The following is a 23,143-nucleotide window of genomic DNA, read 5'->3' on the forward strand; positions in this document are numbered from 1 at the left end:
TTTAATTAACGATGAAGGAACCCGTTACACTGTATTGCCCTGTATTCCCCGCTGCATCCTCACCGCGAACCCGCCAATAGTAAGTGTCGGCCATGGTAAAAGTACTCGAGAATTCCCCGTCGCTGTTTGTATCGCTTGAGGTGATAACTGTGAAGTCTTCATCGGATGAGATTTCTATGGTACTCGTGATGCTGGACTGAATCTCACCCGTATCGGTGAAATTCCATGTAAAATCCACCATATCGTTCACATTAAAACTTTCATCATTGGAAGGTGTCGCTAGCACCGGAGCAGGAGGATTCTCCCTATCTATGAAAAAACTTCGGCTGGAGAACGCTGTCTCGCTACTGACATTTACTCCCTTCACTTGCCAAAGGTATTCCGCATCCTCAGTAATCGTGGTATTGGAAAGCGTAAGGGAAGTACCCGTTACGTTATCGTCTTCAAAAACCAGGGTCTCAGTAGCGTTTTCTTGTTCCAATAGTTGAAAAACATACGAGTCTGCCGTAGTGATGGCTTTCCATGAAAAAGAAATTCCCGTCTCATTGAAATAAACATTGTCCGCTGGACCTGTAAGTGCGATTTGCTGACCGGACAAATCCAGGGAGGCGGCTATGGAAAAAGTGGCCTCAAAAGTGTATGGCGTCGTATAAGCAAAATTCTCACCCCTCACCCTCCATCGATAGGTTCCGGGGTCTATTTGATAGTCAAAGACACTTGTGCTTACCAGTGAATCCAACACCAGAAATTGCTGTTCCCCAGTAATCTGAATGCGGTAATCGTCGGCCCCCTCTAAAGGATTCCATCTAAACTGCACGGTATTCCCCTCCAAAGCCGTCTGATCCAATGGTGCTATGATTGTAATGCTGTCATCGCTGATATCCTCCTCTAGGACATCATCACAGCCGATTGAAGATAACAGCAATCCTATTAGTGATATGCTAAGGAATCTTTTCATAATTCTGAAATATTATCTGTTCAAATAATTTTTTTCTTCTAGTTCTCGGTTCTTTTTCGATATAAAACCTAAGGCCTACCACACGGGAATAGTCGAATTCTTTCTCATAACGATACGTAGCCTCCAACAAATCTTTGTATGAACCGGATAAAATCAATCGGTTCGTGTAGATGTTGAAATATTCGTTACTGGCGATATGAATTTCTTCCAAATTCACCAGGTCGGCTCCATTTTCAATGCTATTGAACGTATTCAAGATTTCCTGTTGCACCACATCGGCATTGGCAGCTTTCTTTCCTATGATTTGATCCAAATACGCTACCTCGCTCTTCAAGGAAGTGATTTTCTGTTGAGAATTGCTTACCTGGGCAAGTTTTGATTTTGAGGACTGTAGATTGTCATAAGCGTCGAAAGCTACCGAGAACGATCTTTTGTAGGCAGCAATCCCCATGACGATCAAAAGACCGATTAAGGCAAAAAACTTTTTCTTGTAAGACATGTTCTCAAACATTGAACTTTAGTTTTAACCTGATTTCGAAATTACTGCTTGTGCCCTCTTTGCGAAAGTCAACGATTTCAAGATTTTCTATCCAAGGATATTCCTTAATGGCCTTGATCCAGTTGGCGAAAGCATCATTCGAAGATGTTTCCCCCGTAATTTCTACCTCATCATTGTTAAAAAGAATTCGTTGTCCAGGCTTGATCTTGGTGGTAGGTGAAAAAATGTAAAGGGTGATCAGGTTAATTTCAGACGGGACTTCCTTTGTGATTTCCGATAGGTAATGACTCAGGAAGTTACTATCGTTTAAGCCCGATTCGTTCAATATTGCTTCTTTATTATCCCTGTCGTTTTCGAGAAGTACCAGTTTATTGTAGGCGATATTTTCTTCCTCGAGCGATACCTGTAAATCGATATAGGCCTGTTGGTAATGGCTTAGTAAAAGATAGCTTACAAAAAGGGCAATAAGAAAGCCGGGTAGGGCCACCATGCCGGTAGTGTTGAAAGCCTTCCGGTACCTAAGTTCTTCCCTATTGGGTTCGAGAAAATCCTTTTCGAAGTCGATATCGGTATTGGGAAAAAGATACTGTACCAGTGTCGCAAAAGAAACGATGTTTTTGGTTGTAATCGTCTCCCCGTCGATATCATAGGAAGTTTCATGGTCTATCTGGGCAAGTTTGGCAACACCGGATATTTTATTGTTTTGAAAGTCAAGCTTAAAATTCCTGGAAAACAGCGAACTTACATCCGGCAGTAGGGGCTTTATGGTGGATATAACAAAAGGACCGATACTAATATCTACAACGAAAACCTGATTTTTATTAAATGCCTCGAGTTCATTGTCTATTACGGATTTTCGTGCCACGGAAGCATAGACATGTTCTGAATGTACCAATTCATACCAGTAAAAGTCATCGGGATTCGCATTGAAGAGCAAGTTGGAACGATAGTTTCCGGTATTCGCTATCTTTTTTGAAATAATTCCTTGGCCTGTAAAAGATAAAAGGGTCGGTCTATCTTTTGGAATTTGTTCCATGAGTGCGTCAAAACCTATATAGCTGGACGAAGAATCTATGGCCAATGAATTGTTCTTTTGCCAAACCTCTATCACATGATAGTGGGTCTTATCTTCCTGCATCAGCACTTCGATACAAAGAAATTTCTTGCCGGACAGTATACTATTTAGTGCTTTCTGAACCATTAATAGACCACGGTTGGTTTGATGAACACGTGTAGTTTAGATTTTTCCTTGGACCTTCTTTTGCTACTGAAGAACCACTTTATTACCGGAATTCTTGCAAGAAAAGGAGTTCCTGTTCCGGAATTTTCCTTTTCCAATTCGTCCAATCCGCCCAGCAATATCATTTCGTTGTTCTTTACCCGTATCAAAGACTCGAATTTTTGGGTTGATTTACCGGGAGGAGCGTTTTCTCCCGCCCGCCCGAGGAAGGCGCTCTTTTCCACTATGATGTTTAAGGTAATGTGCTCATCCTTGGAAACATAGGGTAGAATATCGACACTCAAGTTAGCCTCCGTAGGTTTCCACTGGCCCGACTGCAGAATATTATCGTTGATTCCCGAATTGATCAGCCGGTTGGTTTGTTCAAAATAGTAATTGGTCTCCCCAATGGAAACATTGGCTTTATGACCACTTAGCGTAGCAATTTTCGGAGTGGATTTTAGTTCGATGATGGAGTTGTTTTCCAGGGCGGTCAAGTTTGCATAAAAGTTTTCAGCCACCTTTCCGATGTTGATGATACCTAAACCGTTGAAGGCGTCGATCAGTTTGTTCAGCGAAGTCGAATTCACCGTGGCGTCAACCGTGGGAAACAACACCCCTTCTGTTTTCACGTCCTTTCCCTGCTCGCTCAATATACCCTGTAAGCCTGTTTGAATATCATACCCCTTTTGGTACTGCACAATAAGCACTTCAATTTGCACCAAAGGCACTACTTTATCCAATTGTTGGATCACCAATTTCAACTCCTCCAATATCGGTTTAGATCCAGATACCAAAATTCCGTTAAGTTCAACAAACTCCTGCATCTCTACATCCTGAACGTAGGCCTTGGGCAGCGTGTTCAGAACGGTCTCGATTGTCCTGTTCTCGAGTTGTATCAATTCCGTTTGTCTGAGTCCCTCCGTAGTCTGGAGTCCGATGAGATATAGATCGTCCAGTTTTTTTGAGGTGTATCTGGTTCCTTTGAAAAGGTGGTTCAACAAATTATCAAAATCAATACTTTCCGAATAAAAAGTCGATATGGCCTCATCGGGTTTGTCATAAAAGAAGTAATTGATGTTGAGTAAGTCGGAAGCCTTGGAAATTAAGGTGGCAGCATCGATTTCGTATGCACGTATCGTTAAAAATCCCTGTTCGTTCAAGGCTATTTCCAAATCACCGGCAGTGCCCGTACTTTGCGTATTTCTGGTAGATCCCCGTCGCCGTCCGGCTGTTCTTCTTCCTTGATCTGGAACTTGGGCGACCTCCAAATCCTTCGATAAAAAGTAAAAGCCGTTTTCGTCCACCGAAGCGACCAATTGATTTGAACGGGCAATCATTTCTATCACTTGGTCAAAAGGCCTGTTAATGATATAGGCCGATACTTTCATCGTCTTCACCTCAGGTGCCAAAACGATATTCTTATTGGATAATTCGGTAATCCGTTCCGCGACCAAGGGCAGGGAATCGTTCTTTAATTTCACCGATAAAAAGTCATTTGCCTGATTAAATGTAATATCGATTGGCTTTTTGGGTTGTTCCTTTGGGACCTCTTTCAGAACTTCCCGCTTTTTAAATGTTATGATGTTGTTCATGTATCCGACCTCGAGATTATACTTATTGGCCAGAAATATATAGATGTCCTTTACTTTTACGTCAAAGAAATTACTGACTACCATTTCGGAAAGTCCAGGGTCTGCGCTCACATTAATTCGATGTTCCTCTGCCAAGGAAGTAATGATCTCAAACAGCGTGAGACCTGCAACATCCAACTCGGTGAGCTCATCGAGACCAGCTTGCTCCTTGGCAATCTCTTCGAATAGTTCTTCCAATGTTTGTGTTTGGTTCTGGGGGAACGCAAAGCCCACAAACAACATACAGCTTAGTATAACTACTTTTTTCATTATTGGGCTTCTATTATAATGGAATATACTTCCTCGATCGAGGTTGTTCCGTTCTTAACGAGTTCAATGGCCTTATCAAAAAGCCTGGAAACATTCTTTTCAGAAATAAATGATTCCAAATGGGATGCGCTTTTCTTTATTTCTTGCGCAAGCGACGCGTCGATCGGGATTACCTCGTAAATGGCGGTACGGCCACTATACCCCGTATAGAAACAGTTTTCACAACCTATTGGGCTATAATGTCTTGCAATACTTTTGAAAGCTTCGTGTTCATATTCCTCCTTCACTGTTTCGTGTGTCTGCTTGCAATTGTTGCAGAGCTTGCGTACCAACCGCTGCGCCACGGAAATTTTAAGGGTCTCCGCGATTAAAAACGCAGGAATACCCATATCAACCAGTCTTGAAATGGTCCCCAAGGCTGAGTTTGTATGTATGGTAGATAAAACCAAATGGCCGGTTAAACTTGCCCGTATCGCCATCTCCGCGGTTGCACCATCCCTGATTTCACCCAGCATTATTATATCGGGGTCCTGTCTTAGAAAAGTTCGAAGGGCGCTGGTAAACGTCAAGCCGATATCCTCCCGTAGTTGCACCTGATTGATTCCTTTTAAGGTATATTCTATAGGGTCTTCAACGGTAACGATGTTTGTTCTGATATCGTTTAATAGTTTCAGGCTGGAATAGAGCGTGGTAGTCTTTCCGGAACCTGTGGGGCCACTTATTAGAATAATTCCTTTAGATGATTTAAGGGCCTCCAAGTAAAGCCTTTTTTCATCCTCGGCCATTCCCAATTTATCAATACTTAAGTGATCGGTGTCCCTTCCTAAAATACGCATGACGATTTTTTCACCATGCAGGGTGGGAAGGATAGATACCCTAATATCGAAGTCGTCATAATTAATACGGCCGTCTTGAGGCAATCTTTTTTCGGTGATGTCAAGGTTTGATTTGATTTTTATCTTATTGACAAGTTCTAAATAGTTCTCCTTTTCTATCTTATACTTTTCAATAAGTTTTCCGTCTATTCGATATCGTATTCGGGCATCGGCCTTAAAGACCTCAAAATGAATGTCACTACTCCCAATCGCTTTGGCCTCAAAAATGAGGTCCTGTAAGAAGTCTTGGGAAGAAATATTAAAATTTTTACCGGTTTCCAAATCGGTGGTTGACCCTCTTCCCCTTCTGTAGTATTGTGATAATGCTTTGGCGACTTTTTCTGCCGGGGCAGGAAATAATTTGACCTTTTTCCCGAGAATCAATTCCAGTTCATCCGGCAAGGTCTCGAATAACTTTGATTCGTCTACAAAAAACCCAATGACAAACTCATCCATTTCCTTCGGAATAATCCCGTAGTTATGGGCAAGATCTGAATTGATGACCTGCTGTTCTTCAACGGTCAGCGTTATCTCTGATATCATCGGTTGGTTGGTCAAATAAGTTCGGCTTCCAAAAAATCAAGGTCGGTTACGTAAACGATGCACTTTAATACGATCATGTAAAACGCCAATAGCCCTGCCAAGGGCACCAAATTGGTTTTTGTGATGGTCTTGATTACCAAGAATGCAATAATTGAAAAGAACATTCCGGTGATAAAATATAAAATGTAATTAGAGGTCGAAAAGTATGGTATGACCGCTAAAAAGAATAGAAAATCTCCTTTGCCAATCGACTTAAAAGGATTTACCAATTTCCTTTCTTTCAGCGAAAGGTACAGGTATAATCCTATGCAGGTAAGCAGCAAGAATAAAAAATTATACCAAAGAATCAACATAGGATAGGATTTTTTAAAAAAGAAAATGACTCCGATTATCGCGATGGTAAACGGCAAGGCAACATGTATGGTCCGGTGCTTCATGTCCTGAAAAAAAACAAGCAGTAGCAACACAAAGAGGACTGCCTCCAAAAAAATCTCCACTTAATCAGTCTTTTACCGTTTCTTTCAGCGATTTTTTGTTGTCAATTTCCCAGGTATTGTAATTGCCATCGTCATCAAAGTCAGATAAGGAGGTAGCCGTTGCCCGAAACGAATTGGTGGAAGCCTCAATGATTTCAATTTTGTAAACCGCTTGTCCTCCTTCGTCGATTGTCGGTGCGGGCTCAAAACCTATTTCCTCAAAATCTGCGGAATACCTTGAATAGCGGTAAAAATGATTCTTCTGCAATCCGTACAAATGGTTCAGCATGCTCTGGGCCTCGATTGATTTGGCCTGCGATATGACAGATGTCTGACTAGGCAAAACCATCAATAATAAAATTCCGATGATACATAGTACAATCAGGATTTCCGTCATAGAATAGGCATCGGCATAGTACTTACCTTTCCTATTTTTTTGTTGAAAATTCTTAAACCGCAAGTACATTATAACATTTTTTTAACATTACAAAACTAAACTTTTTTTCCAATTCCTATTTACCCACCGTTGATAATTTTACTTAAATCGAACATAGGCGCGTACATGGCCACCATGATTATTCCGACAATTAAGCCAATAAAAATGATGATTAGTGGTTCCAAAACTACTCCGATCATTTTGGTCCTATGCTCTACTTCCTCATCATACTCATCGGCCAACCTTGAAAACATCGCGTCTAACTCGTTGATTTCCTCTGCAACTTCTACCATTGAAATCATCTTATATTCATATATGTGATGTTTTGCCATTGCCTTCGAGAAAGAAGAGCCTTTAATGATATCCTTTCTAATGGGCTCGATGGAGTTTTCAATTGGATAGAAGCCTATCATTTTTTTCACCATACCCAATGAATCGGTCAATGGGGTTTTTGAAGTAAGCAACAAATCTAAAAACTGGCAGAATCGCGCCAGATAAATCATTTTTGTCAGTTTTCCGAAATAGGGTATCCTCAAAAGGATTTTGGATTTGTAGGCGCGAAAGGTATTATTTTTACCATATATCTTGAAAATGGCGGTCAACAATAGCGCCACTCCGATGAACACTATCGTTATCATCGGAAATTTTTCGGACAGCGTGATGATATTTCTTGTCAATTTGGGCAAATCGGCGTCAAATTGGTTGAAAACCGATTTGAACATGGGAACCACGTAGGTAAGCATAAAATAAAGTACGCCTACCGTGAGTGCCAGTACAAACGTTGGATAGGTAATAACCGAAACTATCTGCTTGCGCAGCTTTATTTGCCTCTTGAAATACTTATGCAGTTCCATCAAGACTAAGGGTAATTTTTTGGTTTCTTCCCCTATCTTGATACTAAAGTATTCGTAAGCGGTAAACTGCCCTGTCTGCCGCAATGCTTCATGAAAGCTACGCCCGTTAATGATTTGATTTTTGACATCCAGAATCAACGCTTTAATAGCTTTCTTTTTTTGCTGGTTGGCCAAAATATCAAGGGCAGTGCTGAAATCTACCCCGGCATTCAGCAAGGTATAAAGGTCTTTGTACAAGGCTTCCCGCTGCTTCGCACCGATTTTCCTTGAGAGGCTGAATTCTTTGTTCAGAAAATCGAGCGAAAACGTGCCGGGAGATTTTTTTGCCTCTGACTTGGTGTTTATCTTACTGATATCAATCCCCATAATCCGTATTGTTATCTAGTATACTAGGATATTTCTTTGCGACCGTGAACTCCATCGGTGCCTCAAAAAGAATAGTGCTCAACTGGGCTTTCCGAATCAGGTTTTCATTGGTAATCGGGTCTATTTTTGAAGAAATTTCGATCTTATCGATTCTTAAGCTATCTCGATTTCCGGCCTGCGTTCGATAAATAAAACCATTTGCGACTTCGTATTGGATGCGATTCGTATCATATCGTACCACCTCAAAAGAATAGGCTGTTCCAATAATCTTTTCGGCCTGAAAAAAATCGGCCTTTAGTCGTAGGCAAAAACTACTCAACGCAAGCTCTTCCTCCACATCCGACCGATAAAAATAAATCTGTTTCGAAAAAGAGGAATAGACAAAATACACCATCCCGATGATAATCGACATGATAACAATGTTGATCAATACCTCCAGGATGGTAAACGCTCTAAGGTTGGTCTTCATCTTCTTTTAGTATCAAATAATGATAGGTAATTGTATCGGATTGCCCCTGAATGGTATAACTAACTTTTTTTAAATGTAGTTGGTTCCCATGGTCGGAAACGGTCTTTTTGATTTTGTACGTTTTGAAATCATATAGCTCGGAGTCAAAATTTGGAGTCAGTTTCATTTCAGCAACCAATTTATCCACATGAAATTTAAGCCGGTGATTATTTATCGAAGGGCGGCCTTCCAAAATGGTGATATATAATTTGAGTGCTACCAAAAGGCAAATGGTGATGATTGTGATAGCTATTACCGACTCGATAAGCGAACTTGCGGCTATGTAACCTCTTTTAGAGGGTTTTGGCGATTCCATAGGGGGTTTTTTCTTGTGTTTTGAACAGGGGGGGATAAATAAACCCGTTTGGGATATTCACCGCATCGATCGTACTGTTTAGTAATGTATTCTCGTACTTACCACTCTTGGTTTCCAATTGCAGCTTGTGGGCATGAACCGTTCCTCTTACGGTTCCTTGCAGTTGTAATCTACCGTTGCAAAACAGTGTTCCCGTTATAGAAGCATCTTCCTCGACAATTATTTTATTAGCTTCTTTTTCGTCGAAAGTCGTGGCATCCATGACGACCCCTCCATAGAGCTTACTATGCTTCGAAAGGGTGATTTTCTTATCTAATAGGCTATTGCCCGATGTTACCACAAGGCTCGAAGGGTACGCCAATAACACCGCTTCTTCTACAAAAATTTCTTTTTCTGCGAAGAACTGGGCACGTCCTTCAAACCCTTTCCTGATAACTATCTTGGGAGCCTGAACGATGACGTCTTTCAAGCCGGTAGAAGAATCGATATACAAGGTGTCGATCGATTTGATGAGGACGTTCCCTTTAAACGAAAGGTTATTGAGTTGTTCACCCATGTCCAATTCGATTACTATAGGAGTTTCTTTAAAATCATTGTATAAAAGGGATCGCTTGTCAATCTTGGATAGATTTGTTCTTATACCGCTGGTGTTTTCCATTAACGGAGCCACTGTAGTTATTTCGGGAAGCGATTGGGAAGATTTGGTAATGGCACCTGAAAGTTGGGGTTTGTTGAGTTGATTGTTTCCTAAGATATTGACCATTTTATATCCTGATGAAGGGAGTTTCATGGGGCCTATTACTTTGGTTAACCCCGATATTTTTAACGGTTCGTCCCAGTCACAAACTACCAGTGCCAGCTTGTCTTTGCCTTCACGCGGCCCCACAAAAGCACTTTTTTGAATAGTATCTTTCTTAAAAAAAGCCTGTACCGTCAACACAGTGTAAGACCCCCATTTTTTTTTGGAGAACCCACAAATCAAACCATTATCAAAGAGGTCTCGTTTTTCGGACCTAAGGTCCGAGAAGTTATCGGGATCGGATAGGTAAAACTCTGTACAGGAATCGCATAGGTCAATAAGATCGGATTGTACTGCCTGCCGTGTAGACAGTTCCAAATTGTAATTAAAGATAAAGATGAGCGCAGCGCTCATCACCGAAATTAAAAGGCAGACAAATACTGCATATAACAAAGAACCTGCCTTAACCATTTTTAGAAATTACTGTTGTTCTTTTACTTTTTTTTGCTTTTTCGATTTTTTATTTTTTGGCTGTTTTTTAGCTTTTAAGCCCTTTTTATCAGCCTTTTGCTTTTTTGAAGGGTCGTTCTTTTCCTTTTTTCTGAACAACTCCTTGAAGAAACCTGTAATTCTTTTGGTCAAGGGTTTTCTATTATATCTTTTGGGCTTATCGATTTCAACCCCCTTTTTGAAGAATACCGTGTCGTTAGTAGTTCCGTTGATCCAAATACCATGCTTCATATCTTTCTTGAACCTTCCACTAATCATTACTTGGCCTGCTTCGGAAAACTGGAGATACTGTCCCGTTCTAAGACCACTCTTCCAACTAGCTATTTCATACAATTGTCCATTTTTATACCACTTCTTCCAAAGATTGTCCTTTAGTCCTTTTTTAAAACTTCCCTGTTCGGCAAGATTATTGTCTTTATAACTTTTTGTAAAATCTCCGTGCAATAAGTCTCCTGCACTGCCTCCTTGTGAAGAATGAATCTCCCCAGCTTTGTACCAGTAATAGTACCTCGGTCCTTTTTTGGCAGCTATATCTTCCGTAGAGACATAGAAAGTATAGTTGAATTCGCTATCTGAAATTATTTTGCGTTGTACGTTTTTGCTTGGAAACAAAAAGAAGGACAGGAATAAGAGAGCGGTTAGATAAAATTTCATAAAATGAAAGGGATTATGACAAATTGATGCGACAAAGTAATGAAAACGAGCTGACTATTTTTAAATAATTGGAATCTTTTTACTTTCAAATGATGTTGACGGAGATTGAAAATCAAGGAAATAGGGTGTCTAATGTAAGACCCTATCACGGGTAAGTAACCCTTCTTTTTCCAAAATATTCAATTAGCGATAAGATAAAAGGATGGCAATGAGTTAAAAGGCTTTTCACGCTTTCTTCATTTCTCTCCATCTTCCTTAATAGACATGTCCCTATTTAGGGGAATGAATATAGGATTGATATCCTTCGTCTCACCAACCACCTCCTCAATCTCCCTTTTCAGATAGTTCAAGTGCGCAATGGTCAAACGGTCGGTCATGACTGGAAGCGTCTGTTTGATTTTACCCTGAAGTGTTATCAGATTGTCCAAGGCCAAGGAGCGCACATCGGTATTGGCGGTATATCCCTCGGAAAGCTTGGCCAGAATACCTTCTACAATTCCATCGGCTTCTTCGGGCTTGTAAAGGGCGATCATATTGGAAACGTAGGCTTTCTGTAGTTTCCTCCTGTAGGCGTTGGTTTGATAGAAAACGTACATGTCGCCCCATATCAGATGATTTAAGTCGTCTATATATTCCTCGGGACGGTAGGGATCTTCCTCTTCGTAGCGCTCGGCAATAAAGGTCATTCTGCTAAGTCTGCTTCCCCCTAACAGGTTCATCATCACGCTTTCCATCGTCTGGGTCACCGATTCTTTGGATTGTGGCGATTGGATGGCATTCAGGATATCATTTCTGAGAAGCCACTTTGGTTCCCTGAAAATATGCTTGTTCAAAAAAGCGAGCGCCTGCTTCTGCACCTCTTTTGGTACCGGCCGGTATACTTCGCCTTCCTCCCCCATTGTTTTTGGGGTTACGTAAATACCTCCTATGTTCTTGGTCACATGAAAAATGTAGTCACTGTATTGGTTCACCAGGGCTTGATAGATTTCGTCCAAATTCGAAAAGTCATCGCTATTTTTACCTTTGGTCCATTCCCGTAGACAAGGGGCGATGCGTTGCAAGTTCATAATTCCGTAGGTGCTGGCAATCATGGCGTCGTCTCCCAAATCTTCTGTCTGTGAGCGGGGGTCAAAATCACGCCCTTCACCGCCGAACCATAGTCGGTTATTATTCGAGACACTATCTACGACCATTTGGGCCAACAGTTCTTTTTCTTCTTCCAAAGGCATTTCCTCCGGAAAAAGGGAATATCCCCATTGAATGGCCCATTTGTCGTAATCCCCGATTCGGGGCATTAAATATTCCGTAGGAATATTATCTTCCGGCTGGGCCACATAATTAAAACGGGCATAGTCCATGATAGAGCTGGTATGTCCATATTTTTTCAACCATTCCGCATCCCTTAACTTATCGGCCGGGGTGGCACTACTAGCACCCATATTATGGCGAAGTCCGAGTGTATGCCCTACTTCGTGGGAAGCCACAAAACGGATGAGATTCCCCATGAGTTCCGTATCAAACTCCATTTGCTGTGCCCTAAAATCGACCGCGCCTGCCTGTACCATATACCAATTGTGCAAAAGGCTCATCAAATTGTGATACCACCCGATATGGCTTTCCAAAATCTCGCCGCTTCTTGGATCCACGATATTCGGCCCGTAGGCATTTTTGGAGGGAGAGGCAAAATAGCGAAGGACGGAAAAACGGGAATCTTCCAAACTCATGTTGGGGTCATTTTCAGGCCATTCCATCCCCATGATGGCGTTTTTAAAGCCCGCCTGCTCAAAAGCAACCTGCCAATCATTAATTCCCTGAATCAAATAAGGTCTCCATTTTTTTGGGGTGGCGGGATCAATGTAATAGATGATGGGCTTTTTAGGCTCCACCAGTTCCCCGCGTTTCCATTTTTCGAAATCCTCTGGCCTGGGCTCCAACCGCCAACGATGAATGTAGGTGTTGCGGTCTACTTTCTGTTGGTCATCACCATATTCCAAATAGGAGCTGGCAAAATAACCCACACGGGCATCGAATAAGCGCTTCCGCATCGGGTTTTTCGGAAGAAGCACAAACGAATTGTTGATTTCCAAGGTCACTACACCGGCCAAAACAGCCGCGGGCAACTGCTTTCTTCGCTTCTCCTTGGTGTTCTGTGCTTTGTAAGTCTTTACGGTCCTGATTTCCGTATTCATCGGAAAGGTTTTGATTTCCTTGATATACGATTTGTTCTTCTCGAGGCTTGCGAGTTTGTACGCGCCCTTTTGTGCACTACTCAAAGTCAATAACGGATTTTCACTATTGACAAAATCGGTCACCTCTATCAGATAGGTGTCTTTCTTTTCGTTGCTCGCTTTGATGTCAAAGGACTCTAGTATAGGCGTAATGTTCGAGTTGTTGACCGCCTTTGAAATGGCATCCTCTTCGTTTGCGGCACTGACCAAGGTGGCGATTCGCAGGAAAACATTGTTGTTAGGCCCTTTTTCAAAAATAATCGTGTTCTCCGCAATTTTTTCACCGCCATAGTTTCCAGCGCCTGAAGGCGTTTTGATAAAACGCGTTACCACCAGTATTTCACGGTTCAGCAAGCTATCGGGAATCTCGAAATAATAGGTTCCCCCTACCTGATGTACATCAAAAAGCCCGTTTACGGTAATAGCCTCCTTGGTGATGAAGCGATCATAGGTCTTGGATTTGTTCAAGGCAGAATTGTCGTTCTCGACATTTTTGGCCGATTTGCCCGTTAAGCCAAGCGATCCACATGAGGTGACCACGAATAATAGTAGAAAACAACCGATATAACGCATCATAAATAGCGAACGTTTCAATTACAGGTTTAGTATGGGGTTGGTCGGGTCGGATGAGCTATTCAAAGGGATATGGAAAATTACAATGGCCTGAACCTTGTATATTAGGGCAATTACCACATCCAAAGAGTCCTAAAATAGAAATTTTTAATGAGTTGGATGAATTTATGGTCTTAAAACCAACAATGAATCCACGCAGACAAACAATAAAGGTGTGAACGTCACAACTCGCTACATCTATTTTGGACATGTAAAGATACGGGATTAATCCCACAAACTTGGAAACGGGCAGACAGATTTAAGCCGCTATCTAATGTGCCACATGCACCATCCCTTCGATCAACATGTATTCCCCCCGCAGCATTTGTATCACCTGTATCAATGCGCGGATAGTGTGGTAATTTGTTTTCCATATATGCGCCTTAGGGTGATTAATGGCGTCAGGATTCGAATCCAGTCCTTCATGAAACCAACCGCCGTGGGTGCTGTCGATCAGATAGGTTTCGATGTACCCCCACTGCTTTTTAAATAGTTCAAGGTAACGCTCTTCCTCGGGATATAATCGAGCCATCAGTAATAGCGAATTGAGCCCTTCAGCCTGTGTCCACCATACTTTTGCCCTGTTCTCGATGGTGCATACACCGGGTTCGTGATAATAGCCTCCGTCGAAGAACCCTCCATTGATAGCATCCCAACCCATTTCAATTGTATGGTCGACCATTTGTTTGGCTTTGCTATAGGTAAGCGTGTCATTTTTTCGCCCCAAAACATGCGAGGCTTCCAAAAGGAGGAATGCGGTTTCAATATCATGACCGAACGAAATATGGTCTGCCCAAAAATTCTTCTCTCTAAAGGTTTCCGAAGAATCTCTCAAAGAAACGGGCGTCCAGTCCCTTTCGAGGTGAAGGGTGAGGCTTCCAGTTTCCGATGTAATCGTATCACGAATCAGCAACAGTAGTTCCAGAAGGCGTTTTCTCAATAATTCATTGGGCCACACCTCGTACAAAGCCGTGAAGCTCTCCAAAAGATGTATGCTTGAATTTTGGTCTTTCCAATCCTTTCTTGCGAAATTACCGTCCCCGTTGTTCTCCTTCCTATTCAACATCCAAGATCCATCTTGTTGGAGTACGTCAAAATATCCTTTAAACTCAGGGTCGTGCGAATACTCCTCTAACCAATAAAACGTCTTCTTGGCAAGGTCTAGGGCCATTGTATCCTTTGATGCCTTATAGAAGGTGGCAAGCGCATAAATCGCAAATGAATTTCCATAAGCGCTTTTCCCCGTGGATACCGTTTGAACCGAATCGCCTTCAACGCTCACCCTGGTATTAAATCCACCATACATTGAATCCCACATATAATCCCTTAAAAACCGATAACCATGGGCAGCAATGTATTGGTATTGATCTTCATTATAAAATAGGGCTAATTTAGATGCCGTCCATACGTGGCGCGACTGACTAACAATCATTTTGTCCTGTGGTCCATCAAGCTTCCAAGAAGCGTTAAAATCAGACCAGTAGCCCCCATGAACGGAATCAACGGAACGCGGATACCAAACCGTTGCCAATTCCTTAAGAGATCGTTCTACCTCAGGTAACAGTTCTGCCGCTTGAATCCTAGAATTATCATGCCGCGTTTCGCAGGAAATGAACAAAACAACAGCACATATAGGAATGGCAAAATTCTGAAAAGGGTATATGGTTTTCATCGATATTGAAACACTGGGATACCTTCTAAATCTACCCATTATATAACCAATAATCAAGGAATCAAGGCAATACGGATGTTAAAGAACGACTACCACCAGGGAATGTCCGCTAATTCAACAAAATTAATATGGCCCCCATAGCGGTTAAAATCAAAATCATCCTTCGATAAAAGGCTTCCTTTATAATCTTCACTAGCCGTATACCAATAAAAAGCCCTAGTACGATGCCTGGAATTAAAAGCAAATCAATCAACAAGGTGTCTGTCGTAATAGTGCCCCAGGACCAAATATGAAAAGGAAGTTTAAAAATATTGATGATAAAAAATAACCACGCCGCCGTACCGATGAACTCATTTTTCGGAAGGCGCATGGCCAAGAAGAATATATTCGCAAAGGCTCCGGCCAAATTACCGATCATCGTAGTTATCCCGGCCAAGATTCCCATAAATCCTGCAAAAGCCCAATGAGTAGGAACTGTCTTCGATTTCTTTTGATCCCACCACCACATCATCAGGACACTGCACAAAACAATTCCCGCCATAACGATCTTAAAGGTCGATGCGTCCAAGTCCTTTCCTATCAACACCCCGATGAGGACCCCTCCCATCATCCAAGGTAGAAAACGAAGGATATATTTCCATTGGGTATGCCGGTTGTAGTAGACCACTGCAAAAATATCACCGACCACGAGCAACGGTACAATGAGCCCGGTAGATTGCCTAGCGCCAAAGGCCAGAGCCATCAGTGTCACGATGATGATGGCGATACCCTTAATTCCCGATTTGGAAACCCCTATCACAAATGCCGCGATAAATGCGAGTATCCATGAAGTGATTGAAATGTCGAAAACAAGGGTTATTGGCACAATGTAAGTTTAACAGACAAACCACAAAAGTATCTTAAAAAATTCTATCTTTAGCTAGTAACCAACAACCGCACCATGGAACTGAGCACCCTGGATTATTCCATCATCATCGGATTTTTTACTCTCGTTCTTATCATCGGTATTGTAGTTTCAAAAAAGTCCGGGAAAAATACCTCCGAATATTTTCTTTCCGGGAGAACCATGCCCTGGTGGTTATTGGGTTTCTCAATGGTTGCTACAACCTTTTCCACGGACACCCCTAATTTGGTCACCGATTTCGTTCGGTCGGATGGCGTTTCCGGCAATTGGGGCTGGTGGGCCTTTTTGCTCACTGGCCTTTTGACGGTTTTCGTATATGCTAAACTATGGCGACGATCCAACGTGGCCACAGATATGGAGTTTTACGACTTGCGCTATGGTGGAAAGCCCGCCCATTTCTTACGAGGGTTTCGTTCATTATATTTGGGTATCGTCTTTAACGTGATGGCCATGTCGGCCGTCACATTGGCCGCTATCAAAATCGGCCAGGTCATGTTAGGTCTTACCCCTCTACAGACTGTTTTGATCGGTGGAACCGTCACGGTAATCTTCAGTGCCATTGGCGGATTCAGGGGGGTGGTTTATACCGACTTCGTCTTATTTTTCCTGGCCATCGTAGGTGCCCTAGGGGCGGCCATTTATTTGGTCAACCTACCAGAGGTGGGCGGACTTTCAAATCTCGTGAATCACGAGAATGTGCAAGGTAAAATGTCTATTTTACCGGACTTTTCGGATACGGATGCGCTGATAACCATTCTGATTATTCCCATAGCGGTACAATGGTGGAGCGCCTGGTATCCCGGTGGTGAGCCAGGTGGGGGAGGCTATATTGCTCAGCGAATGTTGGCGGCGAAAAATGAGAACCATGCCATTGGAGCTACCTTCTTTTTCAATATCATGCATTATGCTCTTCGCCCATGGCCATGGATTTTGGTTGCCTTGGCCTCGTTGGTCGTATACCCGGATATTGCAAGTATCCAGGAGGCCTTTCCGAACGTAGAAGAAAGTAAATTGGGCAACGATTTGGCCTATTCGGCCATGTTGACGAAACTGCCGAGCGGATTGCTGGGGATTGTGCTGGCCTCGCTGGGAGCTGCCTATATGTCGACCATTTCAACCCACCTTAACTGGGGGTCGTCTTATGTAGTCAACGATTTTTACAAGCAACAGGTTAATAAGAACGCCAGTGAGAAAGAGCTCGTTAACGTGGGGCGTATTACGACCGTCGTACTCATGGTACTGAGTGCGCTCTTCGCCCTGGAACTTACCAACGCGACACAACTCTTCGATATCATTATTATGTTCGGGGCTGGAACCGGCCTCATTTTTATACTCCGATGGTTTTGGTGGCGCATCAATGCTTGGAGTGAAATTGTAGCCATGTTTTCCTCCGGGATTATCTCTTTGTTGTTCTGGAAATTTGAGGACGTGCTTTTTATTGGTGATAGTGCGCCCTTTCCCGAGTGGAGTAAATTTCCCCTGGTCGTGTTGATCACGACCATTATCTGGTTAATGACTACGTATTTGACGAAGCCCGAATCGAAAGAGACCTTGCAGAACTTCTATAAAAAGATACAACCGGGAGGGCCAGGTTGGAAGAAAGTCGTTGAACAAGCAACCGCGGAAGGAAACATAATTGTCGAAGGGACTGAAAAATGGTCGGTACCCTCTGGAATATTGGCAATGATACTTGGATGCATCTTGGTTTATTGCTGTATGTTTGCCACCGGAAACTGGATTTACGGGAACTACGCCTTGGCTAGCGGACTCACGATAGCAGTGGTGGTTTCGGGCTTCTTATTGGCAAGGGTCTGGAATACCATGAAGAATGACATATTATAAGCTGTTCAATTTAAACAATTACAAAAAGTGATGCCATGAGTTCCGGCTACTCAAAAACACCCTTGGGCAAAAAGCTCGGATTGAAGGAAGGATTTAAAATCGTACTGTACCAGCAGCCCGAAAACTACTTCGACCTGCTCCAGTATTGGCCGGAAGGCATAGCCATTTTGGAAGATGCCCAGACGGAAAGCTCCGATTTCATCCATCTATTCTGTTTACACTTTGAAGAGTTGCAGCAGGTGCTGTCAACATATATCCAGGCCTTGAAGAAAAATGGTTCCTTATGGGTAAGTTGGCCCAAAGGAACCTCTGGAATCGAAACGGACCTCAATAGGGATGTCATTCGGGAATATATCTTGAAAACTACGCCTTTGGTAGACGTAAAAGTTGCAGCTGTGGATCAGGACTGGAGCGGGCTCAAATTCATGTACCGACTGAAGAACCGTTGAATTAAATGACCAAACATCTAGATTAAACCGAGTGTACGAATGAAAGATAGAATTATTTCAGTAGATATTTTTCGGGGCATGACCATTGTCTTGATGATATTGGTGAATACCCCGGGAACTTGGTCTAGCGTGTACGCACCCTTTTTACATGCCGAATGGCACGGATATACACCGACCGATCTGGTGTTCCCCTTCTTTCTATTCATCGTTGGAACTTCTATCGTGTTTGCATATCGGAACAAGGAAACGAACGCTGCCACCTATAAAAAAATAAGCGTTCGAACGCTTAAATTAATCGGTCTGGGATTATTCCTGGGGGCGTTTACCATTAGTTTTCCGTTTTTCAAGGACTTTGCGGAAATCCGTTTTCCAGGGGTTTTGCAACGTATCGGTGTAGTATTCTTCTTTGGTTCGATTTTATTTCTAAACTTCCACTGGAAGACCTTAATAGGATTATCCATCGTACTATTGGTAGGCTACTGGGGCCTCATGGAATTGGTTCCCGTCAACGGCATGGAGTCTACTTTGGATCGCGCCCCGAACAATCTAGCGAATTATTTGGATGTGCAAATTTTCGGATCCCACAATTACAAGCCCGATTATGACCCAGAAGGCTTTTTAAGCACGGTTCCAGCTATCGTAAGCTCTTTATTGGGTATTTTCACTGGACTCATCCTAACTTCAAAGCAGCCAAAGAAAGCGACCATACTTGTCGGCATCGGAGGCGTACTATTGATGTTAGGTCATCTATGGGATATCGTTTTTCCTATCAATAAGGCATTATGGACCAGTAGCTTCGTCTTGGTGACTGCCGGTTGGGCCAACCTGATCCTTGCCCTGATATACTATTTGACCGATATCAAGGGCATCCATTTTGGCAGTATTTTCAGGTATGCGGGAGCCAACGCAATCATACTCTACTTCCTTTCCAGTTTCATCAGTAAGGTGATGGGCATGATTCAAGTAGGGGAGACGTCGCTACACGGATGGCTTTTCGATACCATTTATGTACAGGATTTTATGTCGATGCAACTCTCCTCCCTGTTGTATGCGCTATCTGTGGTAGGTTTTTATGCGCTTCTGGGCTATCTGCTGTACCAACGCAAGATTTTTATTAAGGTATGATTATTGCGCCTGGGTACTACTAGAAAAGTTTGAAATGAAGTTGTTTTATTCATATCCGATACCGTTGACAGTATTTTTCTTTTTAATATTCGCTAGCGTGTTCGCTCAGAACGATTACCAAAAAGGGTATGTGATCACCCTCGAAAACGATACCCTTTGGGGCTACATAAAAGACCGTAAACCAACCGGGCTGTTACCAAAAATTCGATTCAAGGGAAATAACATGAAAAAACGCTTCGGACCAACCAAAATCATTGGGTATCAAGTTGGTGACAGATATTATGAAAGCATATGGGTCGATAAGCAATCAAGGTTTCTGAGGGAAAACGTGGTCAGTATTTCTGGCAAAGGTGAAAGAATATTTCTAAGGTTATTGGAAAAAGGAAAATTGGTACACTATATACTGGAATTTCAGGATCAAGGTGAGCAATTGGTACAAGAAATCGATTACTTCAAAAAAGAAGGCAGTCCCCAACTAATAAGGGTAACCCAAGGATTGTTGGGGTTAAAAAGAAAACGGGTGATGGCATTTCTTCGAGATTGTCCTTCCCTAACTGAAAGAATTGAACGTAAGACGCTTAAACATGCCGGTGAAATCGCAAGCTATTACAACAATGAATGTACCTCTGAGAACTAGCCTAAGGAAGTTAGGCCCTACTGCCGAAATCGCCTAGGTGCTTTGGCAACTACTTTTTGTTCTTTTTGGCTAAATAAGGAAAACAAACGCACAAGAGAAAACGAGTTCAAAAGATCTTTAAGACGGTTCTCTCTTCCCTAAAAGTTTGGCCACATACTTTCCGATTACATCGAACTCCAAGTTTACAAGGGTACCTACCTCGTAAGAGTTAAAACAAGTGTTCTCGTATGTATACGGAATGATGGCAACACTAAAGGTGTCAATACCGGAATCGACTACGGTAAGGCTCGTACCATCGATGGTTATCGATCCTTTTTCGATGGTGGGGTTGCCCAGGGAGGCATCGTATTTGAACGAAAAAAACCAACTGCCATCTTTTTGTTCGACAGCCGTACATAATGCGGTCTGATCCACATGTCCCTGAACCATATGTCCGTCTAGACGGGATCCCAAAATCATGGCGCGCTCTAGGTTTACCTTATCCCCTACCTTTAGATTTCCAAGGTTCGTCTTTTGCAGGGTCTCCTCGATGGCCGTTACCGTATAAGTGTTTCCGAGAAGGGAAACGACCGTAAGGCATACCCCATTATGGGCCACGCTTTGATCGATTTTTAATTCACTGGTGAGCTCACTGGCAATCGTGATATGAAGGTTGCTTCCTTCGTGTTGCAATTGAGTAATTTCACCCAAAGTTTCGATAATTCCTGTAAACATCTTCCGTATAATTTAAGTAGTTTTGCACGTCGATACCTGTTCGTACAAGAACAGGACAAAGGTACTGATTATCATGGATGAAAACAGCAAAATTAGACTAGGGATTTCCGTTGGGGATTTGAACGGAATCGGCTGCGAAGTGGTCCTTAAAACCTTTGTGGATTCCCGTATGCTCGATTTTTGTACCCCGGTCATTTTTGCCTCAAACAAAACCATTTCCTTTCAAAAAAACGCCCTGAATCTGGAAATCAATTTTCATGGGATACAGGAAGCCGATAAAGCCATCGACGGCAAGATCAACGTGGTCAATGTATGGAAAGAAATTCCAGACATACAGTTCGGTGCGGCTACTGAGGAGGGCGGAAAATATGCCTTGTTGTCGCTCGAGGCGGCTGTAAGTGCGCTGAAAAAAGGTGAAATAGATGTATTGGTCACTTCGCCGATCAATAAGCACAATATCCAGACCGAAGAGTTCAAATTTCCCGGCCATACCGATTATCTGGCTCAAGAGCTAGAGGGTGAAAGCCTTATGTTTATGATTACCGATGAGCTGAAAGTTGGGCTCCTGACAGATCATGTCGCGCTGAAGGATGCCCCTTCGGCCATCAATCCGATTTTAATTCGGACAAAAGTGCGGACCGTTGAAAAGTCTTTGATGATGGATTTTGGCATTCGCAGGCCGAAAATTGCCCTGTTGGGAATTAATCCCCACAGCGGCGATCAAGGAGTCATCGGAAAAGAAGACGAGGAAATCCTGAAACCTGTTATCAAGGAAATGTCCGATGCCGGGCACCTGGTTTTTGGTCCTTACTCGGCCGATAGCTTCTTTGGTTCCAATACGTACAAAAAATTCGACGCCATTTTAGCTGCCTACCATGACCAAGGGCTCATCCCATTCAAGACATTATCTTTCGGTAAGGGCGTTAATTATACCGCCGGACTTTCAAAAGTGCGCACCTCCCCCGATCATGGTACGGCCTATGAGATTGCAGGAAAAGGGGAAGCCGACTACAGTTCCTTCAAGGAAGCGGTCTTTGCCGCTATCCAAATATTCCGAAATAGACAGGAATATTCCGAATTGACGAAAAATCCGTTACAGAAGCAGAAAGTAAGGCGCTAGCAACTTCGTTCGTTTTGAATCTGAATAGAAACAATGATCAATTCCCGTAGGTCTTTTTACTAAATGCATGGACTGTAATGTTCGCACTACTTTAAAAGGTATTTATATTTAACTCCAGCCTATTGGCATTTATCAAAATAATAGTATCTTTGCACCCCGTCAATTCGATGGGTTTTTGGATCAAACTAGTGTAAATAGGATGAAGCATAAGGAATACAGTATTCCTTTCTCAGGATTGAAGCAAGGAAAACACGAGTTTGATTACCTAATTGAGAACAGGTTCTTTGAGACTTTTGGTTATGGGGAGTTCAATGCGGCAATGGTGAATGTGACCGTTTATTTGAACAAAACCAGTACGATGTTGGAACTTACCTTCAAGGAGAAAGGGAGTGTCAATGTCGACTGTGACCTCACCAACGAACCTTTCGACCTACCCATCGAATCAACGATGGATTTGGTCGTAAAATTCGGGGAGGTGTATAATGATGAGAACGATGAAATTCTGATCATTCCACATGGGGAGCATCAAATCAACGTGGCGCAATACATTTATGAAATGTTAGTATTGGCGGTGCCACAGAAACGGGTTCACCCCGGGGTTGCCGACGGCACTTTGAAATCAAAGGCACTGGATACCCTTAGAACATTGCAACCGAAAGAAGAAAAAGAAATAACGAAAGAAAACGATCCCCGATGGGATGCACTAAAAAAGTTAATAACGGATAAATAAGCGATCAATGGCACATCCTAAGAGAAAAATATCCAGAACCAGACGGGATAAAAGAAGAACCCACTACAAAGCAGTTGCGCCGACCTTGGCTACCGACCCAACAACAGGCGAAATGCATTTGTACCATAGGGCGCACTGGCACGAAGGTAAGCTGTACTATAAAGGCCAGGTTTTAATCGACAAGACCGAGGCTTCAGACGCATAAGTCCGGCACATACAACACACACAAGCTCCCGCCTTTTTGGCCGGGAGT

General features: G+C 42.7%; 23 protein-coding genes. 7 read left to right on the plus strand and 16 right to left on the minus strand.

The features are described from left to right. Position 1: 1 nt before the first annotated feature. From FK220_RS06550 to FK220_RS06620, 15 genes are all read right to left on the minus strand, one after another. Complete coding sequence (locus FK220_RS06550; protein WP_152573449.1) at positions 2–958, minus strand: hypothetical protein; 957 nt, start codon at positions 956–958, stop codon at positions 2–4. Further along, positions 942–1,469, minus strand: a complete 528-nt coding sequence (locus FK220_RS06555) for a hypothetical protein (protein WP_152573450.1) — start codon at positions 1,467–1,469, stop codon at positions 942–944. The genes FK220_RS06550 and FK220_RS06555 overlap by 17 nt, the downstream gene beginning before the upstream one ends. Beyond that, complete coding sequence (locus FK220_RS06560) at positions 1,462–2,658, minus strand: PilN domain-containing protein (RefSeq protein WP_152573451.1); 1,197 nt, start codon at positions 2,656–2,658, stop codon at positions 1,462–1,464. Before FK220_RS06560 ends, FK220_RS06555 begins: the two co-directional genes overlap by 8 nt. Beyond that, on the minus strand, positions 2,658–4,580 hold the full coding sequence (locus FK220_RS06565) for a type II secretion system protein GspD (protein ID WP_152573452.1): 1,923 nt from the start codon (positions 4,578–4,580) through the stop codon (positions 2,658–2,660). Before FK220_RS06565 ends, FK220_RS06560 begins: the two co-directional genes overlap by 1 nt. After that, the gene (locus tag FK220_RS06570) at positions 4,580–5,998 is read right to left on the minus strand and encodes a GspE/PulE family protein (RefSeq protein WP_152573453.1); all 1,419 of its coding nucleotides are present in this window, start codon (positions 5,996–5,998) and stop codon (positions 4,580–4,582) included. Before FK220_RS06570 ends, FK220_RS06565 begins: the two co-directional genes overlap by 1 nt. A gap of 11 nt (positions 5,999–6,009) precedes the next feature. Continuing rightward, positions 6,010–6,495 (minus strand): prepilin peptidase, encoded by a 486-nt coding sequence (locus FK220_RS06575; RefSeq protein WP_152573454.1) that lies wholly within the window; start codon positions 6,493–6,495, stop codon positions 6,010–6,012. Positions 6,496–6,499: 4 nt separating this feature from the next. Continuing rightward, a complete protein-coding gene (locus tag FK220_RS06580) occupies positions 6,500–6,940 on the minus strand; it encodes a type IV pilin protein (RefSeq protein ID WP_152573455.1) in 441 nt (146 codons plus the stop codon). Positions 6,941–6,990: 50 nt separating this feature from the next. Beyond that, positions 6,991–8,130, minus strand: coding sequence for a type II secretion system F family protein (locus tag FK220_RS06585; RefSeq protein ID WP_152573456.1), 1,140 nt, complete (start codon positions 8,128–8,130; stop codon positions 6,991–6,993). Further along, the gene (locus tag FK220_RS06590; protein ID WP_152573457.1) at positions 8,120–8,599 is read right to left on the minus strand and encodes a hypothetical protein; all 480 of its coding nucleotides are present in this window, start codon (positions 8,597–8,599) and stop codon (positions 8,120–8,122) included. The genes FK220_RS06585 and FK220_RS06590 overlap by 11 nt, the downstream gene beginning before the upstream one ends. Beyond that, complete coding sequence (locus tag FK220_RS06595) at positions 8,583–8,954, minus strand: hypothetical protein (protein ID WP_152573458.1); 372 nt, start codon at positions 8,952–8,954, stop codon at positions 8,583–8,585. The genes FK220_RS06590 and FK220_RS06595 overlap by 17 nt, the downstream gene beginning before the upstream one ends. After that, positions 8,932–10,107 (minus strand): bactofilin family protein, encoded by a 1,176-nt coding sequence (locus FK220_RS06600; protein WP_152573459.1) that lies wholly within the window; start codon positions 10,105–10,107, stop codon positions 8,932–8,934. Before FK220_RS06600 ends, FK220_RS06595 begins: the two co-directional genes overlap by 23 nt. 66 nt (positions 10,108–10,173) lie before the next feature. Continuing rightward, a complete protein-coding gene (locus tag FK220_RS06605; protein ID WP_152573460.1) occupies positions 10,174–10,857 on the minus strand; it encodes a toxin-antitoxin system YwqK family antitoxin in 684 nt (227 codons plus the stop codon). A 236-nt stretch (positions 10,858–11,093) separates the two neighbouring features. Continuing rightward, entirely contained in the window at positions 11,094–13,679 is a 2,586-nt protein-coding gene (locus FK220_RS06610) for a zinc-dependent metalloprotease (RefSeq protein ID WP_238718916.1), read from the minus strand. 289 nt (positions 13,680–13,968) lie between these two features. Continuing rightward, positions 13,969–15,369: an AGE family epimerase/isomerase gene (locus tag FK220_RS06615; protein WP_152573461.1), complete on the minus strand. Its 1,401-nt coding sequence runs from the start codon at positions 15,367–15,369 to the stop codon at positions 13,969–13,971. A gap of 109 nt (positions 15,370–15,478) precedes the next feature. Further along, positions 15,479–16,234, minus strand: coding sequence for a sulfite exporter TauE/SafE family protein (locus tag FK220_RS06620; protein WP_152573462.1), 756 nt, complete (start codon positions 16,232–16,234; stop codon positions 15,479–15,481). Between the two features lie 75 nt (positions 16,235–16,309). Between FK220_RS06620 and FK220_RS06625 the strand changes: the two genes are divergently transcribed. From FK220_RS06625 to FK220_RS06640, 4 genes are read left to right on the plus strand one after another with little or no spacing between them, the layout of a single operon-like run. Continuing rightward, positions 16,310–18,115 (plus strand): sodium:solute symporter family protein, encoded by a 1,806-nt coding sequence (locus FK220_RS06625; RefSeq protein WP_152573463.1) that lies wholly within the window; start codon positions 16,310–16,312, stop codon positions 18,113–18,115. A gap of 35 nt (positions 18,116–18,150) precedes the next feature. Beyond that, complete coding sequence (locus tag FK220_RS06630) at positions 18,151–18,564, plus strand: DUF3052 domain-containing protein (protein ID WP_152573464.1); 414 nt, start codon at positions 18,151–18,153, stop codon at positions 18,562–18,564. Between the two features lie 39 nt (positions 18,565–18,603). Further along, a complete protein-coding gene (locus tag FK220_RS06635; RefSeq protein ID WP_152573465.1) occupies positions 18,604–19,689 on the plus strand; it encodes an acyltransferase family protein in 1,086 nt (361 codons plus the stop codon). A 34-nt stretch (positions 19,690–19,723) separates the two neighbouring features. Then, complete coding sequence (locus FK220_RS06640) at positions 19,724–20,326, plus strand: hypothetical protein (protein WP_152573466.1); 603 nt, start codon at positions 19,724–19,726, stop codon at positions 20,324–20,326. A 117-nt stretch (positions 20,327–20,443) separates the two neighbouring features. Here the strand turns inward: FK220_RS06640 and FK220_RS06645 are convergent, their stop codons facing one another. Beyond that, positions 20,444–21,040, minus strand: coding sequence for a riboflavin synthase (locus FK220_RS06645; protein WP_152573467.1), 597 nt, complete (start codon positions 21,038–21,040; stop codon positions 20,444–20,446). A gap of 73 nt (positions 21,041–21,113) precedes the next feature. On the opposite strand from FK220_RS06645, the gene pdxA reads away from it, so the two are divergent. The 3 genes from pdxA (at position 21,114) to rpmF (ending at position 23,095) form a co-directional block, all read left to right on the plus strand. After that, positions 21,114–22,160 (plus strand): 4-hydroxythreonine-4-phosphate dehydrogenase PdxA, encoded by a 1,047-nt coding sequence (gene pdxA / locus FK220_RS06650; protein ID WP_152573468.1) that lies wholly within the window; start codon positions 21,114–21,116, stop codon positions 22,158–22,160. A gap of 199 nt (positions 22,161–22,359) precedes the next feature. Then, positions 22,360–22,890 (plus strand): YceD family protein, encoded by a 531-nt coding sequence (locus FK220_RS06655; protein ID WP_152573469.1) that lies wholly within the window; start codon positions 22,360–22,362, stop codon positions 22,888–22,890. A 7-nt stretch (positions 22,891–22,897) separates the two neighbouring features. After that, the gene (gene rpmF / locus FK220_RS06660; RefSeq protein ID WP_152573470.1) at positions 22,898–23,095 is read left to right on the plus strand and encodes a 50S ribosomal protein L32; all 198 of its coding nucleotides are present in this window, start codon (positions 22,898–22,900) and stop codon (positions 23,093–23,095) included. Positions 23,096–23,143 lie beyond the last annotated feature (48 nt).

Source organism: Pelagihabitans pacificus (assembly GCF_009371985.2).
GTDB classification, from domain to species: domain Bacteria; phylum Bacteroidota; class Bacteroidia; order Flavobacteriales; family Flavobacteriaceae; genus Pelagihabitans; species Pelagihabitans pacificus.